Genomic DNA, 17,032 nt, shown 5'->3' with positions numbered 1-17,032 from the left:
GGCCTGGCCGGGAGGCCGTCGACGGCCTCCCGGCCTTCGCGGCGATCGTCGCCCGCCGTTCCGGTTCCGGCTGGATTGAGTCCCACCGGAACCGGAACGGCGGCCCGGGGATCGCCGTCAGGTGACCTTGTGGAGGTATCTCGCCGAGGCCCAGCCCAGCTTGCCGTTCGAGGCGCGGACAGCCACCCACCCCTTGACGGCCGAGCACCCCCCGGCGAACCGGATGTCGGCCGGGGTCAGCCTGCCGACCCGGCGGGCGTCCGCCGCCGGCCGGGAGCGGACGTTGAGGTAACCGCCCGGCTGGAGCTTGACGACGCGGTAGTTGCACGTGAGGCCGGGCGGGGTCTTGTCGTCGGAGGGGCTCTGCCCCTCGTCGACCTTCCGGAGGTATCTCGCCGAGGCCCAGCCCAGCCTGCCGTTGGACGCCTTGACCTCCACCCAGCCCCCGGCGGCCGAGCACGACCCCGCGAACGCCCCGTCGGCCACCGTCAGCCGGCCGATCCGCCTGCCCGCCAGCGATGGCCGTGACCGGACGTTGAGGTAGCTGTCCGCCCGCACACCCGTGACCCGGTAGGTGCACGCGAGGACGGTGTGGCCGCTTCCGTCGGTGGAGTGGCCGTGTCCGCCATAGGGGTCGGGGGTGGCGGCGGGGACTGGGGTCGCCGAGGGGTGTCCGGGGGTCGCCGTGGCCGACGGCCCGGAGGTCGTGAGAGGGGTGGCGGAGGTCACGGGGCTGGGACTCGGGCTGGGGGCAGGGGTCGCCGAGGAGGCGAGGGCGGCGGCCGGTGGGGCGAGCATCGTGGACAGGCCCACGGCGGCGCCCACGGTGAACGAGACCGCGACCCGTTTTCCGAGCATGACATCTCCCTTCGATTCGCATCGCACCTGCGGCTCCCGGACCACCGAAGGTCATGACATGGCATGCCACCTGCGATGCTAACGCAAAGTAGATATCCAATTACCCTGCGTGCAAACCCGCAAGCGGTTCACCGGAAGTCATCCGCCGCGACCCCGGCCTCAGGCCGCCCGCCGATCCCCGGCCGCCCTCCCGCCCGCCGTCCGCCCGGCGGCGGAGAACCGAAGGCCGTCAGCCAGGGCGGTCAGTAGGACTGGAGCTCGATGAGGTTGCCCTCGGGGTCGCCGACATGGGCCGTGCGCAGGCCGGGCCCCCAGTCGGGGCGTTCCGCCGGAGGGGCGACCAGCCGCGCGCCGTACCGCACGTAGAGGTCGGCGGCGGCGGCGACGTCCTCCACCCGGCTGACGAGCACGACCCGGCCCTCGCCGTACGGCGGGACCCCGGAGTCCCGGCCACCCACGGGAGGCGCGCCGTCCGGGGAGGGTCCGCCGGCGTCCACGACCCCGGCCATCGCGGTCCGGTCGAGGAGGGCGAGCACCCCCTGGCCCTCGACGTCCCAGCTCGCGTACGGCCCGGCCGCCGACCCCCGTGCCAGGACGGCGCCGCACAGCGCCGGGAGGACGGCGTCGTAGAGCCGGAAGCACTCGGCGAAGCGGCCGACGAGCAGGCGGGGGTGGAGGGCGTCCATCACACATCCAATCCGTAGGTTCACACCAATGATTGGTTGCAACCTACAATATTTTCATGACGGACATCCCGCCCACCCTGACCGCGCTCACCGCCTACCTGCTGTCGAGGGTCGGCAAGACCGCCAGGGGACGGGTCGCGGCCCGGCTCGGCGAGCGCGACCTGCGGTTCTGGCACATGTCGACGCTGGCGGCCCTGGCCGACTTCGGCCCCCACTCGCAGCGGGAGCTGGGCGCCCGCCTCGGCATCGACCCCAGCGACGTCGTCAAGACGCTGGACGACCTCACCGCCGCCGGATGGGCCGAGCGGACCAGGGACCCGGACGACCGCAGGAGGGTGCGGGTCGTCGTCACGCCCGAGGGCCGGACAGCGCTGGCCGGGATGGTGCGGGACACCGAGGTCCTCCAGGACGAACTGCTGGCCGCGCTGTCCGCCCGGGAACGCGCCCGGCTGCACGACCTGCTGCTGAAGGTCTTCGACCGGCCCTGACCCCGGGACGCGTGCCGGGCCGCCGACACGGGGCCCGGGGGCGGCGAGCCGGGCTCCGGGCGGGCAGAGGCGCGATCCAGGCAGAGGCGCGATCCGGGCCGAAAGGGCGGTCCAGACCGGGAGAGCGATTCAGGCGGGGGCCCGATTCAGACCGGGAGCGTGCCCCGTCGGCGAACAGATTGACAGGTACCTGTCATTCAGGCCAGGATCATCGCGTGGAGAGTCTCACCGCGTCCGGGCTGGCGTTCTCCGAACTCGTCATCGAGGTGTTCCGGGCCAACGGCCTGCTGCTCGCCGCCGGGGACGGACTGGCCCGGCCTGCCGGGCTGACCGGCGCCAGATGGCAGGTGCTCGGGGTGGTCGAGCACGGGCCGAGCACCATCGCCCAGGTCGCCCGGGCGATGGGCCTGACCAGGCAGAGCGTCCGGCAGAGCGCCGAATCGCTCGCGGCGGACGGGTTCATCGCCTACGAGGACGACCCCGCCGACCGGCGGGCCAGACTGATGAGACTGACCCCCAAGGGACGCGAGGCGCTCGCCCAGGTCGAGCGGCGCCAGGCCGAGTGGGCCAACCGTCTCGCGGAGCGCATGCCTCCCGGCGAGACGGAGGCGACCATCGAGGCGCTGCGCCGGATCCGTGTCCTGCTCGGCATGCAGGCGCCGCCCGGCACCCCGAACCAGAAACCGCCCGGCACCCCGAACCAGAAGAGGAAGATCTCATGGCCGGCGAAGTGACCGTTCCGCTCCTCCCCTGCCGGTCGATCGACGAGATCGCCGATTTCTACCGGGTCCTGGGGTTCGAGCAGACCTACCGCCAGACCCGCCCCAACCCGTACACGGTGCTCCAGCGGGAGGACATCGCCCTGCACTTCTTCGCGATGGACGGGTTCGACCCCGCCGCCTCCTACGGCTCCTGCCTGGTCCTGGTCCCGGACACCGGCGCGCTGTTCGAGTCCTTCGCCACCGGCATGCGGACCGCGTACGGCAAGCTGCTGGTGTCCGGCACCCCCCGGATGACGCGCCCCCGCAAGCGGAAGAACACCGGCGACCTGGCCGGATTCAGCGTCGTGGACCCGGGAGGCAACTGGATCCGGATCTTCCCCCTCTCCGGTTCGGCCTCCCGCGACGCCGATCAAGGCGAGCAGGCCGGCCCAGGGGCCGAGCGGAGCAGGATCGCCAAGGCGATGGAGAACGCGGTCGTGCTGGGCGAGTCCAAGGGCGACCACCGGCAGGCCGCACGCATCCTTGACACCGCACTGGCCCGCGAGCAGGACTCCGCGCCCGCGACGGAACTCGTCGAAGCGCTGGTGTACCGGGCGGAACTGGCGATGCGCCTGGGCGACGGCGAGCGCGCCGACGAGTTGCTGGCGCGGGTCCGCGACACGCCGCTCGGCGAGGCCGACCGCGAGACACTCGCCGAGACGCTGGCGGGCGCGCGGGACCTGGAGCAGGCCCGCCACGCCGACCGGCCCCCGGCCTCCTGACGACCGCACTCCACCGGGTCCGCCCGTTCCGCACGCCGCCTGCCCGTTCCGTACGCCGTCCGGCCGTGGCGCCGTTCCCCTACGGTCCCGCCGGGTACGGCCCCGCCGTGTGCGCGGCCCGCCGGTCCGCCGGGGCGGCGAGCCGGGCGCGGAGCGTGCGCAGCGCGTCGTCCACCAGCTCGGGCGTGCGCTGCTCCAGGCCGAACAGCACGTCCAGCGCCGGGTCCGCCAGCGCCCAGAAGTCCAGCTTGCGGGCCAGCCGTACGGTGAACGGCAGGCCCCGGTGCGCCTGCACCCGCCGTACGAAATCCGGGCCCGCCTCCGCCCAGAGGTAGGACAGGTCGTAGTCGGGATCGCCGACCTCGGCGTCGCCGAAGTCGATGAGCCCGGTGATCTCGCCACCGGTGACGAGCAGGTGGTCCAGGCTCACGTCGCCGTGCGTGAACGAGGGCCGGTAGGCGAAGTTGGCGTCGTCGCCGAGGTAGCCCTCCCAGGCGGCCAGCAGAGTCCGGCCCTCCCCCGGCGTGAGCCGGGGCAGCACCTCTGCCCGGACGGCGGCCAGATCGTCGGCGAAGTCCTCCCGCAGGTCCCAGGACGGGGCCCCCAGCCTCTCCGCCGTCTCCGCGGGGAAGGCGTGCAGGGCGTCGAGGATCCCGGCCACCTGCCGGGCCGGCCCCGGCAGGCCGGGCAGCCCCCGGGCGTGCCAGTCCTCCGGGGTCAGCACCTCGCCGGGGACGAGCGGGTAGCCGCAGAACGAGCCCGGCCCGATGGGGTTGGGCGCGGTGAACAGGAACCGGGGGATCTCCACGCCGAGGCCCGTCCGGAGAGCGAGTTCGGGCAGCAGCCGGGCTTCCCTGGCGACGCTCCCGGCCCCGTCGGAGTTCTTCGGCAGCCGCAGCACGACCGCGTCGTCCAGCAGCAGCGTCACGTTGTCCAGGCCGGCCCCCAGCGGCCGCAGCGGAGCGTCCCGCAGCTCGGGCAGCGCCCCGGCGAGCGCCTCCCGGACCTTCTGCTCCCAGTCGTCCGGCAGCGAGACATCCCTGATCACGGACACACCGTACCGACCGGGACCGGCGGCTTCTCCGCCCGCCCCGGGTCGCGGGTGCCGGAGAGTCCAGGTGGCCGAGGGCAGTGGCGTGCCGGTCCCCGGGCCGGGCGATTCCTCAGCCGGCCGGGCCGATGTGCCGCATCACGTCCCCACCTGACGGGCGCTCGTGTCGCCGACCGGATCGTTCCGCAGGCTGATCGGTTCATGCCTTCAGCCCTCGCCCCTCCCCCGCCACCCTTGAGGGGTGAACAACGCACTCGTCGTCATCGACGTCCAGGAGTTCTTCCGGAAACTGCCGGACTGGGAGTTCGTCTCACAGCCGGACATCGTCGGCCAGCAGCGGTGCGAACGAGGGGATCTCATTGCTTTTTGCCGCGATCTGCCGCTGGGCAGTGACGGTCTGGGTGTCGTGGCGCAGGGCGGCCAGGAGGCAGACGGCTCCGCCGGTGGCGGTCCGGCTGCCACTCAGCGTCTTGCCGTCCACCGCCAAGCCGACGAGCGGTGCTCGGTGTGCCGGTCGGTCATCATCTGCTTCGGGTGGGGCGCAGACGGCAAGAGTGGCTGGTTACCCACAGGTCTCAGCCTCGAAGGCATCTCCATCCAGGTGCGACAGCAGGCGTCCGAGGGTACTGGTGGCCAGGCGGACGGTGCCGGACAGCCCGGCACGGGCCAGAAGGCCGGGGTCATATCCGCCGATGCATCGGGTGATCGCTGCCAGGGAGGCGGCCCCGCCGAGCACCGCGATCAGGGATAACGCCAGGAGTGAACCCAGGCGGTAGCGGCGTCCCCGGCGGCTGCGCGGGTCGGGCGGTGCGTCCAAGACCTCGACCAGGGCGGGCAGATCGTCCGAGCCGGTGATGAGGTCGGCGAAGGTGACGTGTTCCCAGTGGTGGGTGAGCACGTCGATCGGGGATGATGGCACGCGAACGCGGCCCCTGTTCTTGATCGGCTGGCTTCGACAACCGTCGATCATCAGGGGCCGCGTTTGCCGTCTCCAGGCCGGGGTGCCCTCAACCACTCGTCCGTGTCCGGGGTGCAGCGTCTCACCAGCCGAGAACGCATCGGTCCTGCGCTGTATAGGCACTGAGGCTTTTCCATCCTCGCGTGATCTCGTAGTTCTGCAGGACGGCGATGGCCTTGCACAGGTGTCCGGCCTGGCTGGGGCTGGAGCGGAGTCTGCGTAGGATGCGCCAGCTCTTGAGCTGAGCATTGGCCCGTTCGCCGGGGCCGCGTAGCCGGGCATGGGAGCGGTTGGCCCGCTTCTGGGAGACGGGTTTGCCGCGGCCCTTGTACGGCGTGACGACCGGCCCTTCCGCGCCTTGGTAGCCTTTGTCGGCGAGGGTGAGGGCGCCGGCCCGCTCCAGCGCGCGCAAGATGCCCCAGATCCGGGCGGCGCTCAGGTCATGGACTGAGCCCGGCAGCGCACCGGAGGTCCAGATGATCGTTCCGTCCGGGGAGGCGATGACCTGGATGTTCATGCCATGGCCCCGGTGCTTGGCCGAGTAGTACGGCCGGTCGGCCTTGACCCGGTCGGTGCAGACGAGCCTGCCGTCCAGCACCAGGTAGTGCAGTCCGTCCCGCCTGGCCGTGCGCAGTGCCCGGTCGAGCCTCGGCGAGCGGGCCGACAGCAGCATCACGGTCTCTTGCACGTACCGCCAGGCGGTGGCCACCGAGACGCCGAAGCCGGCGGCGAGCTCGGTGACGTCTCGCCTTTGCGCAGGTGGACCAGCACGAGCAGGGCCTGCTGGCCGGGGGTGAGCCGCCGCCAAGGGGTGCCGATCGTGGTGCGGTGCCGCCGGATGACTCCGGCCACGTAGTTCAGCGTTGAGCGCGACAAATCGACCGCGGCACGGTAGAACAGCACCCGGAGCTCCTGGTTGTGACGGACGTGATTGTGGTGATCAACCCGTCTACCAGGGGCTTCTCTATGTCATCAGGCGAACGCGGCACCCGCGATCATGCTGTGACCCGCTGCCCATCCCACCGAGGATGAAAAAGGCTCACTGATTCTTTGCCTCGCAGAACATGCTGTTATTCCGGAAGAAAGGCTCCTCCACGGGCCGTCGGAGGGAAGAAGCACCGTATCCACCCGCTCGCTCTGCACATACTTATCAATCGTCGGCCATCTAAAGTGAAGAATATCTGGACACACCTATCCATACTTTTCCCTTTTCTTGTTGGCGTCAATCCAAGCCATCTCAATTGGGGGAATTTCAGAAATTCGCAGCACCGAATGCCAAAATCCAGATAATGATATCCGGAAAAAATAAATCCCATACCGGCAGCAAACAGGTTGAATGGACCCCCCGGGACAAACGAAATAAATCACCGAAGGTTATGATGGCATGGTGATCGAAAACTTCATCACACCCTCGTCCGGCCTTGGAGGTCCTTGAAGTAAACTGATAAGCCTAAAGTAGATGGGGGGTACAATGCCCCCCATCTACCGTCCACCTATTCCATCCGCGCGATTACTACAGCGGCGGCCCGACATCCTCTACGGAGGATTTTCCGATACACCCTCCCATAGAGTAGGAGACGCTAGAGCTGAGCAGGCCGCTCGACCGAGTGATCTGACAAGATTTATCCGCTCCGATTAGATAATTTCTGTACCAGGTGTCATTCTTTTTGAAGTCTAGCCGAATCTCTGCCCGATAGTCATGCCTAAATCGATCTATACTACACTCCGCGTTCTTGCACTTTCCCCAGGTCAGCCCCCTGTAAGCATTGATCTGCGGATCCCCCGCGTTCTCCCGAGACCCTCTCTTTCTTTCCTCCGAAACTGAGCCGCACTCTTCCTGCCCCTTACGCCCTCCCCATTTGAGGTTGAGCTGAGGGTCCATGCTGATGGTGACTCCAACCTCGAACCCTCCCTTGCTGCTGCGAAGACAGGTTGCGCCTGTCACCTTCATGTACGCATGACTTACAAGATATTTTCCGTAAGAGGAGCTCCATCCGTAGTTTTTGTTTTCGCTGATATTCCTCGGATACGGGTATATGCGTACGTAGTTAACGAAAGATTCGATAGGCCATTCGGAGTCCCAAGGGTCGAGCGCATCATGAACGGTACGCGGTGTTGAAGACCCGAAGCGGTAGTGCACGACCCAGCTCTTACCCAGATTGAGCGTCTTGTCGAAACCTTCGGAAATTAAGCTTCCTGGGGCGGATCCACTAGCACCGCTGCACGCCTGGGTAACTGCGGCACCCCTCTGCGCCCCTCCGCAATTCCATCCTTCGTCGTCCGAGAAGTCGCTGGAATCCTCGTTCGCGTCGTACGGAACCTCGATTACGGTTATATCTCCACATCTGTCGAAGACAAATACCGATATCGTAAAGTCACTCGGGTCGACTTGGCCTTCTTCGGCCGCTGCAGTGGAGGATCCGAGAGGAGATGCCCCTTGGATTTTCCAAGTTCGATCGACGTTCGTTGTCACCCTCACAGAGCCATCACTACCCGCGCTGATGACAGTGTCCTTCAAAACAGTGGTGGAGTCGGTGCGGGATTCACCCACTCGCTCCATGGCGCCCCTCTGCTGAACCAACCGTTCATTCAGCAATGAAAGGCTGGCCGCGCTCGGAGCATCAGGGGTGACTCCCGAAGCGTCCCAAATAGTATCTGCTCGCCCCTCCAATACCGCTTCCTGTGCCTGATAGTAGTTCTTGACTCGATCTATGTAGACCGCTGCCCCGGACTCCGAATCGGTCGTAGCGCCCACATGGCCAGAGAAAGTGTTCGAGGACATAGAACACGACGCCTTCTGGCTTGGCGGAGGAGGCGGCGGGACGAATTTAGGGGTGACAGTAGTTTCTTCCCAGCCACTGACGCCGAACGCGGTCTTTGCTCTTACCCTAACCGTGAAGGTCTGGCCATTGGAAAGCCCACTTATGGCTGCGTACGGTTCCTTCACCTCCAGGGTTTTAACGATGCCTCCACCGCTGTCGGCGACCTCGACGTCGTAGCCGTCGAGGATGGCAACGCTACCGTTGCTCTCCGGTAAGCCCCAACTTGCTATCGCGCTGGCGTCTCCAGCTTGAGCCACCAGGTTGAGCACGCTGCCGGGCGGGCCGGCAGGAAGATAAGTAAGAGCGAGAGATGGCTGCCGTTCCGCGGGCACATCACCGAATGTGACGATTTCTTCTTTATTCGAGGTGAGCATGAGCCATGAATACTCACTTCCGGCAATATCCCCCTTAGGGGAATTTAATGGAAGCGCGGTAGCGGCCGTAGAGGAGTCTATGTCAGCCGCTAGATCTGATCCCTTGGTATCATTGTTGGTCTGGCTCTTCAGTGGTATTGCAGTAATGACACCGTCTACAGGGCATGTGCTCGTCATGCAATCCGGAGAGCCAAGATTGAGAAGAGCCTCTGAAACTCCGGCGCCATTGGGGAGCTCATCTAGCCTTAACCTGATCACGCTGACAGTCTTATCGGTGCCCGCGCCTCCGATCCGCATGATCGGAGAATCTATCAACGGACAGGGATTACCGTCGCAGGCCGTCGGGTCGGTCTTGGTGGTCTTGATGACGAAGTTGTCCTTGAGCAAGGTCAGGTGGCGGACGTCCTCCGCGGGCAGTTCCGGCGGGGTGCCGGGGACGGTGAAGCTCACCGAGGCCGTCTTGGCGGTGCAGACCTCCTCGACGCACGTCTGCATCTGCCACGTGTACGTCCTGCCGAGTTGGACGGTGTTCTCCGGTACCTGGAAGGACGCCCGCTCCCCGCCGTTGACCGTACGTTCGCCGAGCGGGCTCGTTCCGACCGGTGCGCCGGTGCTGTCGTACAGGAAGTACTTCGCGGTGACCGGTCCGCCGGAAGGCCGGTTGACCATGCCGGACAGGATCGGCCGGGTGGGGTCGGCCATGCCTGTCTCGGCGTCCGTGGGGATGAACGGTGCGTCCGAGGTGATGCGGTAGGCCGGGCTCTCGTTGCAGGAGGGCGGGGTGACGCCGGTACGGCAAGCCTTCACGACGAACTTGAAGCTGGCCGGGTTGTCCAGGGTGAACAGCTTGTCGACGACCTGTCCCGAGGGGATGCCGTTGTAGCTGGTCGCGGTGGGCACACCGTGCAGGGCGCGGACGTCCGACTCGGTCAGGACCCGGTTGTAGACGTGAACGTCGTCGATGCCGCCGTTGAGGTAGTCGGTGAAGGAGCCGTCCATCTTGGTACGGCCGATCTGGAAGTTGCCGCGGGCGTTCCACGGGGTGAGGTGGTCTTTCTCGCCCGAGAGCGTGCCGTCCACGTACAGGCGCAACTTCTGGGTGGTGGCGTCGTAGACGGCCACCAGGTGGGTCCACACGTTGATCGGGGCCGGATCCTTGGACGCCACGATCGTCACCTGGGCGGGTACGGCATCGCTGCGTGGCATGCCGAACCACCACTTCTGCTCATACTCGTGGTAGGAGAGGAAGAAGCCGGACTGCTGGTTACCGGCCTGGCTCACCACGGTGTGGTCACCGGCGCTGCCGTCAAGGCGTGCCCATGCGCTGACCGAGAAGCTCTGGTTGGTGTTCAGCACGGGTTTGGCGGTGACGGCATATGCGTCGCTGGGGTCGGTGTAGATGTCGTTGACCAGCTTCAGCGCCTTGCCGAGCTGACCGGTGTCCCGGCTGGCCGCCCCCTTGAGGGTCGCGGGGAACCCCTTCCCCGACGAGTCGGTGGCCGTCGTCCCGGATGCCTCGTCGAACTTCCAGTAGGCGGTCTCCCCCGTGGGGATCGTGGGCGGCGTTCCCATGGTGGAGTCGTTGACCGAGACGGTGTAGTCGAGGTTGGTGCCTTCGGCGACGCTGGATTTGAACCCGACCTTGACCTTGGTGCTGCGTGCGATCGCGTCGTTGCCGTCCATGGAGTCGATGGACTCGGCGGTGACGGTGGGGATCTCGGGCGGCAGCATGTAGGAGACGGTCAACTTGGGCGGACGCGCGCCGGTGCCGGTGGTCTCCGCGGAGTGGAACTCGATCGATCCGACGCCGCCCCAGGGCGTCGTCTCGTCCACGGTGCTGATCTGCAGCCCGTAGTTGGGACTGCCGCCCGCCCAACTGCTCGCGATGGGGGTCACGGCCCAGGAGAATGCCCGAGGGTAGGGATCGGCGTCCGGATCGTACGGCGGGCAGAGCTGGATCTGGGAGCCGGCCTGTGCGACCGAGGGCTGGTTCGCCCAGGTGAGCTCCCCGGGGGTCCAGGGCGCGGTGATCCGGGACACCCTCAGGCCGCTGGTCCAGTGATCACACCTTGAGGCTTTGGGTGCCCACAGCTCCAACTGGGCGCTGCCGACCGCCTTACCGATCAGCGGGGTGGTGTCGAACTTGATGAGCGCGTTGTGGAACCTGACGACGCTCGGCGCGGAAGAGCTGTCCCTCACGGACTCTCCACCGACTTTGAGGCGCGGGGCACCGGGGTTGTCGTAGCCCGTCCCCGTGGAGGCCACGAAGGTGTCGGTGTCGAGCGTGAGTGTGGTCGTCGGGTCGACCACTACCGGGTACTTCGTGGCGGGATCGGCCAAGAAGCCGGCGTCGGGTTTCAGGACGAGTGTCGCGGTGCCGTCCTTCTCGAGGACCTGCGTGTCGATCGAGCCGGTTCGGCGGTTGCCCTGACCGTCTGCACCCGGTTCCGTGCTGTCCCACATGATCGGAGCCGGGGCGTGTGCCACCAGTTTCCCCTTGGAGTCGGCCAGTTCCAGCCGCCCTCGTTTGGCTTCGGTGAGACGCAGTCCGTCGTTCCGGACGGGGATCCGGATCTCCACCGGACCCTTGGGCCTCTCGCGCAGCACGACGTCATGTTGGAAGCCGGTGGGCAGGGCGGCCACGACCAGGTCGGCTCCCGGTCCGGCCGCATCGACGTAACGGGCGACGTTGCCGTTGACCTCCGGGCGGGGCAGGGGCGTGGGCCAGTCCAGCGTGAACCGCTGTTCCTTGCCGCCTCGCCCCATGGACGCGAACGCCTTGCCGTCGCCTCCCATGGAGAAGGCCACATCGGCCTTACCGATCTTGGGTTTGAGAGCACCGTCACGCTCCACCAAAGTCGTGTCGACCCATGCCCAGGAGCCGTCGGGCTGCTTGACCCGGGTGGGGCCTGAATACGCCTGCATGGTGATGGTGCCGTCGGGGTTGGCCCAGGAACGGGACGTCTCCGTTCCGGCGGCCTCAACTTCGACGGGCTTGTTCTGTTTCCGGGCCTCCTCGACTCCGGCTCGCAGAGCCGCGTCCGGGTCCGCTGGACGGGGGAAGGTCGTCACCGAGGGTTTGGCCGGAGCGACCGCGGCGTCCGGCCTGGGGTCCGCCTGCGCCGTCTGGGGAACGGCGGCGACAAGGAGCGACGCGGCCAGGGCCGATACGGTTAAGACCGCCGTCCCTGTCCGTTTGGATCGTCTGCGCCGTGGCGGCGGCGCAGATAGGTGGTGCGGCGATGAAGCGCTCACCGATACCTCCGTCAGCTGGGAGATTGACCGGCCGGCAAGGGAGAGGGAGAACCGGCCGGAGATGATCACCGCAAGCATGACGGGCAGCTCTGTTGATCTTGTCTTTCACAGTGTCGCGATCTTGGTGCCACCTGCCGTCTCTCGTGTATGAGGACATCGGGATGAAGTCACCGGAACGCTGATGGGTTCACATACCGTCCACGCTCACCGCGACGGCACCGCTGGCCCGGTGTCTGCGAGAGTCCTTCCCCACAGAGCTCTCAGCCGTTCGGTGACGGCATCGGCTTCGGGTACTCCCATCGGAGCAAGGATGGCCGAGGCCTCCTCCAGCCAAATCCTCGTCTCCTCCGCCTGTCCCGACGCAACCAGCGCCTCCGCCATTCCCTTGCAGGCGAGGCCCCGGTAATAGGGGTAGCCGAGAGAGGAGGAGAGGGAAGCGGCTGTCTCATAGTGGCCTAGTGCGGCGACCTCGTCTCCGGCGAGAAGGCACGCGCTGCCCAGGCCGACGAGTATCTCGCACTCGAGTTCACGGGTCTTCACCTGTCGTGCCTGAAGGAGCGCCTCCTGGTAATGGGCCCGGGACTCCGGATACCGGCCTTGACGGAGAAGATCACGGCCGAGGCCGTTGAGAGCGTCAGCTGTGAGCCGGAGGCTCTTCAACTCCCTGCCCAGCGAGAGGGCACGTGTCAGGCATTCCAGCGAGGACGCGGAGTCTCCCATCCCGGAGTGGGCCTCCCCCAGATGCACGAGAACGTACGCCTCGTTATGACGCTCCCCCTCCTCCTTCGCCATCGCGTAGTGGTCAATCAGGGGACCGAGAGCCTCTTCGAACCTTCCCAACTGGATGTATGCGATCGCCAGGCGGTAGCGACCGCTCCCCGGATCGAAACCGACGTCGAGCGACGACTCGATCCGTACGGCCTCCCGGCATGTCTCCACCGCCTCGGCGATCCGGCCGATCCGGAGCAGGCCGTAACCGATGTCGCTGAGCGCTCTCGCCTCACCCCGCCGGTCCCCCATCTCCCGCAGTACGGCCAGAGCCATTCGCTGGAGGCCGAGGTATTCCTCATACTTTCCCGCGAACATGTTGGCGTAGGCGAGAGATCCGGCGATCTCCACTTCGCCGCGCCGATCCCTGATCTCCTGAGCCGCGGACAGAGCGATCCGATGAGTGGCGAGCCAGTCATCCACTCGGTCACGCACATCGAAGAAGCGCGACAGCACACGTGCCGTCTTCCAGGCATGGACCTGCCATCCTTGGGACGCCTCGTACGAGATCGCCGAGATGAGGAAATGGTTTTCAACGTCCAGCCACCTCCATGCCTCGTTCTTGTCCTTGAACCTCATCTCCTCCGGCCTCAGCGGTTCTTCGAGGAGACGGGCCAACCGCCCTGGCTGGATGACCTCCATGGCGGCGATGCTCATCCGCAGCGCCCAGTCGAACAGGCGCGACAGCGCGCCGTACCGTTCATCGGCGCGGTCGTCGGCCTCACCACGGTCGCACGCGTACACACGGACCAGATCGTGCATCGACAGCCGGTCGCCGTCCCTGCCGATCAGATGGGCGCCGACGAGTGTCTCGATCACGGCTCGGCTCTCGGCGGGTGGCATACCCGTCAGCGCGACGACCCCGTCGAAACCGATGTCCGGCCCCGGAGCCAGCCCTATCAGGCGGAACGCCCTTCGGGCGTTCCCCGGCAGGGTCCGGTAGGAGAGTTCGAAGGCGGCGCGGACCCCGATGTGAGGGTCCTCTTCGATGTCCAGGGCGGTCAGGCGGTTCTCCCTGCTGAGCCGGGAGTTGAAGGCCCCGAGGGGCAGATCCGGCCGGGTCACGAGGTGCGCCGTGGCCAGGCGGAGCGCGAGGGGGAGGTATCCGCACAGCTCGGCCAGTTCGGAGACGGCGTCCGCTTCGGCTTGGGACCTTTCGCGCCCCAGGAGGGCGATCAATAACGCCCGTGCCTCCGTCATCGAGAGAGCGTCAAGGGTGATGACCCGGACGTCATGCGTGACGGACAACCCGCGTAGCGAGTTCCGGCTGGTGACGATCGACCTGCACGAAGAGGATCCCGGCAGGAGGGGACGCACCTGTTCAGGGTCCATCGCGTTGTCGAACACCATGAGAATTCGCTTGCCGGTTACGAGGGAGCGGTAGAGCGCCTCCTGCTCATCTGCTTCGTGAGGGATGTCCTCAGCCGTCACTCCCAAGCCGCTCAGCAGCCGCCGCAGAGCGTGGGCTCTTGTCATGGGCTCCTCCTGCGAATAACCGTGGAGGTTCACGTAGAGCTGGCCGTCGGGGAACCGATCGGAGACCCGATGCCCCCAATGTGTCGCGAGCGCGGTCTTGCCCACTCCCGCCGTACCGGCGATGACGGTGATCGCCACCGTAGGACCGTCCCCTTGTTCCGAGGGCAGCAGCAGATCCAGTTGTCGCAGGCTTTCCTCTCGGCCGGTGAAGCGGGCGATGTCGGGAGGCAACTGGCGGGGGACGGGACGACTGTGGGCTGAAGCCGCCGGCTTCCCCGATCTCCGTGGCTGTCCTTCCGCGCTCAGGGCGGGGTCACCTGACAGGATGGCCTGGTGGAGCCGGGCCATGTCGTCTCCGGGTTCCAACCCCAGTTCCCTGCGGAACTGCTGGTGGGCCAGCCTGTACTCCTCAAGTGCCTCAGCGGTTCGCCCCTCCCGGTGAAGAGCGAGCATCAGCTGGGCTCGTAACTTCTCATTGAGCGGATTCTCCGTGACGAGCTTTCTCAGCTCACCGATCAACTCGGAGGCGCGCCCGGCGGCGAGGTCCGCCTCGATGCGCTCCGCGAGCACGATGGTCCGGCGTTCTTCCAGTGCTGGACCCTCAGCCGACTGGAACGCCGGATGAGTGCCGGACAGGGCGGGTCCCTGCCAGATGTCCAGGGCCGCCCGGAACCGCTCGGCGGCCTGTTCGGCATTGCCCTCCGCCATGGCAGCCCTGGCGCTTTCGCTTCTGGCGGTGAAAACCCCTAGGTCGGAAGCGTCACAAGGAATGCGCAAGGAGTATCCCGAGGGAGCGCTTGCCAGAACATCCGCGTCAGCGAGCAGCCGACGCAGGGACCACAGGTGGTTGTGCAACAACCTTCGCCCCGACGCGGGAGCCTCATTTCCCCACAGAGCCCTCAGCAGCCGTTCGTGTGAGACGACGCGGTTAGCGTTCAGCACCAGAACGGCCAGCAATGTGCGCGGTTTCTGTCCTACGACCGACAGAGACCTTCCATCACGCCAGATACCCACCGGCCCCAGCACTCGGAATTCCACAGCGTCCTCCCCGTTGCGAAGGATCGCTCCCGGATGTAGCGGCGACCGTGTAAGCCCCAAGGCCATACCGTACGGATCACACGCCTTCGGGAACGATCCAGCTCGCTGAATCCACGACAGCGGAGAAGACGATACAAGATCAGAAAAAGAAAGCGAAGCTAACCGAAGAGACATTCACCCCTGACTTCGGATTGTCATGTGCCGGTAGCGGATCGCCGCTCCAGCCGGGAAATGTGATTCCGAGGAAAGGCCGCCCACCGAATCGACTCCTTCTCCGGCCCCGCGTCGCGCCGGTGGCCTCGCAAGGAAGAAGGCATCCCGCCACCAAGGGCGACAGCGGCCGATACCGCTTTTGCGGATATGGCCCATCATCGACACGCACCGGGCCGTACCCCCGTACAGAGGCACGGCCCCGGCCTCAGATACGGAAAACCGTGGCTCCTCGACCACAGGGAATTCCCGGCGCTTCGTTTACGGGGCATGGCGGTGATGCGCCGGTGCCCGCCTGAGCCGGCGTCACGGGCGTGCGCCGGGTCTCGGCGGTGTGACAGCGGCCGTGACGCGGGTGAGGACGTCGGGCCAGGGGCGGGCCGGGACCACGGGGACGCCCGCCTCGGCGGCCAGGGCCGCGAGGCGGGCGCCGTAGCGGGCGCTGGCGCGGGCTCGGGCGAGCTGGTCGCCGTTGCCGGGCTCGCGGCTCAGGTAGTTCGCCGCGATCCGCGCTTCGTCGGGCTCGTGCAGGACCACCGCCGCCACCCGCCCGTCCGCCGGGATCCCGGCGAAGGACTCCCGTACGGCGAGGCCCGGCAGCAGGTAGTCGCCTTCGATCACCACCGGGGTGCCGGTCTCCAGGTGGTTGGCCACCACCGCCTCGATGGCCGGGGCGAGCGCCTCGGCGATGGCGACCTGGAGGTCGGCGATGTCGTCGGCCGGCAGGCGGCCGTCCTCGGGGTGGGTGCGCCAGTGGTGCAGGAGCGGCTGCTGTTCGGGTGTGGTCATGGCGAGGAGCGCCTCGACGAGGTCGTCGACCTCCACGATAGGGACGCCGTGGAGCCGCGCCAGGGGGTAGCTGACCCGGGTCTTACCGGTTCCGGAGGCGCCGCAGATCAACAGCACGTCCCAGGTGCGCCGTGGGACCGGCGGGAGCCCGCCGTCCGAGGACCCGTTCGACGGGTCCGCGCCGCCCGGCGGGCGCACGCCGTTCTCGGGCCCGTCCGGGAAGCGCCCCTCGCCCGCCGGTACACCCGGGGAGCGCCTGTCCGCGGCCCCGTACGGCGGGCGGATGGCCTCGGCCGAGGCCGCCGGTGCGCTGTCGTGCATGTTTACCCCTTTGATCTGCGGACACTAAGTATCTCTGAGCAGAGAGAACTTCGCGCAAGGGGAGGAATCACCCATGGGTGCTGACGAGAAGATCTCCAACAAGTCCCAGGAGCTCGGGGGCAAGGTCAAGGAGGGTGTCGGCCGCGCCACGGACGACGAGCGCCTTGAGGCCGAGGGCCGGGCCGACCAGGGGGAGAGCAAGTTCAAGCAGGCCGGGGAGAAGCTGAAGGACAGCGCCAAGGACGTCAAGGACGCCTTCAAGCGTTGATCTCCCAGCCCAGTAGGCCGAAGCCTCCCGTTCCAGGAGGTTCCGGCCGTGGGGGGGGGGGGGGGGGGGGGGGGGGGGGGGGGGGGGGCGGGGCGGCGCGCGCCCCCCGCCCCCCCCCCCGCCCCCCCGGGGGGGGGGGGCGGGGCCGGGGGGGGGGGGGGGGCGGGGGGGGGGGGGGGCGCGGCAC

The 17,032-nt window shown here is 67.3% G+C and carries 12 protein-coding genes and 1 pseudogene; 4 read left to right on the top strand and 9 right to left on the bottom strand.

Annotated features, from left to right (window positions below; translation table 11 throughout):
• Positions 1-117 precede the first annotated feature (117 nt).
• Both ACZ6W9_RS14550 and ACZ6W9_RS14545 read right to left on the bottom strand, forming a co-directional pair.
• Positions 118-858 carry an SH3 domain-containing protein gene (locus tag ACZ6W9_RS14550; protein ID WP_389963161.1) on the bottom strand — a complete coding sequence of 247 codons (741 nt, stop codon included), beginning with the start codon at positions 856-858 and terminating at the stop codon, positions 118-120.
• 242 nt (positions 859-1,100) lie between these two features.
• Positions 1,101-1,544: a VOC family protein gene (locus tag ACZ6W9_RS14545; protein WP_389963159.1), complete on the bottom strand. Its 444-nt coding sequence runs from the start codon at positions 1,542-1,544 to the stop codon at positions 1,101-1,103.
• Positions 1,545-1,600: 56 nt separating this feature from the next.
• Here ACZ6W9_RS14545 and ACZ6W9_RS14540 point away from each other — a divergent pair, with 56 nt between their 5' ends.
• The 3 genes from ACZ6W9_RS14540 to ACZ6W9_RS14530 all read left to right on the top strand — a co-directional run bounded on the left by ACZ6W9_RS14540 (position 1,601) and on the right by ACZ6W9_RS14530 (position 3,515).
• Entirely contained in the window at positions 1,601-2,032 is a 432-nt protein-coding gene (locus tag ACZ6W9_RS14540; protein ID WP_389963156.1) for a MarR family winged helix-turn-helix transcriptional regulator, read from the top strand.
• 215 nt (positions 2,033-2,247) lie between these two features.
• Positions 2,248-2,766, top strand: coding sequence for a MarR family winged helix-turn-helix transcriptional regulator (locus ACZ6W9_RS14535; protein WP_389963153.1), 519 nt, complete (start codon positions 2,248-2,250; stop codon positions 2,764-2,766).
• Positions 2,751-3,515 (top strand): VOC family protein, encoded by a 765-nt coding sequence (locus ACZ6W9_RS14530; protein ID WP_389963151.1) that lies wholly within the window; start codon positions 2,751-2,753, stop codon positions 3,513-3,515. The genes ACZ6W9_RS14535 and ACZ6W9_RS14530 overlap by 16 nt, the downstream gene beginning before the upstream one ends.
• A gap of 79 nt (positions 3,516-3,594) precedes the next feature.
• On the opposite strand, the gene ACZ6W9_RS14525 is transcribed toward ACZ6W9_RS14530, so the two are convergent.
• The 7 genes and pseudogenes from ACZ6W9_RS14525 to ACZ6W9_RS14495 all read right to left on the bottom strand — a co-directional run bounded on the left by ACZ6W9_RS14525 (position 3,595) and on the right by ACZ6W9_RS14495 (position 16,577).
• Positions 3,595-4,563: a phosphotransferase gene (locus tag ACZ6W9_RS14525; protein WP_389963148.1), complete on the bottom strand. Its 969-nt coding sequence runs from the start codon at positions 4,561-4,563 to the stop codon at positions 3,595-3,597.
• 313 nt (positions 4,564-4,876) lie between these two features.
• Positions 4,877-5,047, bottom strand: coding sequence for a hypothetical protein (locus tag ACZ6W9_RS14520; protein WP_389963146.1), 171 nt, complete (start codon positions 5,045-5,047; stop codon positions 4,877-4,879).
• A gap of 81 nt (positions 5,048-5,128) precedes the next feature.
• Complete coding sequence (locus ACZ6W9_RS14515) at positions 5,129-5,485, bottom strand: transposase family protein (RefSeq protein ID WP_389963144.1); 357 nt, start codon at positions 5,483-5,485, stop codon at positions 5,129-5,131.
• 121 nt (positions 5,486-5,606) lie between these two features.
• Positions 5,607-6,427 (bottom strand): annotated as a pseudogene (locus tag ACZ6W9_RS14510) (transposase family protein).
• 610 nt (positions 6,428-7,037) lie between these two features.
• The gene (locus ACZ6W9_RS14505) at positions 7,038-12,053 is read right to left on the bottom strand and encodes a LamG-like jellyroll fold domain-containing protein (protein WP_389963141.1); all 5,016 of its coding nucleotides are present in this window, start codon (positions 12,051-12,053) and stop codon (positions 7,038-7,040) included.
• A 126-nt stretch (positions 12,054-12,179) separates the two neighbouring features.
• Entirely contained in the window at positions 12,180-15,323 is a 3,144-nt protein-coding gene (locus ACZ6W9_RS14500) for an AfsR/SARP family transcriptional regulator (RefSeq protein ID WP_470118084.1), read from the bottom strand.
• Between the two features lie 450 nt (positions 15,324-15,773).
• On the bottom strand, positions 15,774-16,577 hold the full coding sequence (locus ACZ6W9_RS14495; RefSeq protein ID WP_389963135.1) for a hypothetical protein: 804 nt from the start codon (positions 16,575-16,577) through the stop codon (positions 15,774-15,776).
• Positions 16,578-16,650: 73 nt separating this feature from the next.
• On the opposite strand from ACZ6W9_RS14495, the gene ACZ6W9_RS14490 reads away from it, so the two are divergent.
• Positions 16,651-16,845: a CsbD family protein gene (locus ACZ6W9_RS14490; protein WP_362945067.1), complete on the top strand. Its 195-nt coding sequence runs from the start codon at positions 16,651-16,653 to the stop codon at positions 16,843-16,845.
• The last annotated feature ends 187 nt before the right edge of the window (positions 16,846-17,032 follow it).

The organism is Streptosporangium sp. NPDC053982, assembly GCF_055585205.1.
The sequence above is the reverse complement of the archived record's forward strand: the minus strand, read 5'-3'. Positions and strand labels throughout refer to the sequence as shown.

Coding starts and splice junctions, on each gene's coding strand:
- ACZ6W9_RS14550 (WP_389963161.1), bottom strand. CDS start 858: ATGCTCGGAAAACGGGTCGCGGTCTCGTTCACCGTGGGCGCCGCCGTG.
- ACZ6W9_RS14545 (WP_389963159.1), bottom strand. CDS start 1,544: ATGGACGCCCTCCACCCCCGCCTGCTCGTCGGCCGCTTCGCCGAGTGC.
- ACZ6W9_RS14540 (WP_389963156.1), top strand. CDS start 1,601: ATGACGGACATCCCGCCCACCCTGACCGCGCTCACCGCCTACCTGCTG.
- ACZ6W9_RS14530 (WP_389963151.1), top strand. CDS start 2,751: ATGGCCGGCGAAGTGACCGTTCCGCTCCTCCCCTGCCGGTCGATCGAC.
- ACZ6W9_RS14505 (WP_389963141.1), bottom strand. CDS start 12,053: ATGCTTGCGGTGATCATCTCCGGCCGGTTCTCCCTCTCCCTTGCCGGC.
- ACZ6W9_RS14500 (WP_470118084.1), bottom strand. CDS start 15,323: ATGGCCTTGGGGCTTACACGGTCGCCGCTACATCCGGGAGCGATCCTT.
- ACZ6W9_RS14495 (WP_389963135.1), bottom strand. CDS start 16,577: ATGCACGACAGCGCACCGGCGGCCTCGGCCGAGGCCATCCGCCCGCCG.
- ACZ6W9_RS14490 (WP_362945067.1), top strand. CDS start 16,651: ATGGGTGCTGACGAGAAGATCTCCAACAAGTCCCAGGAGCTCGGGGGC.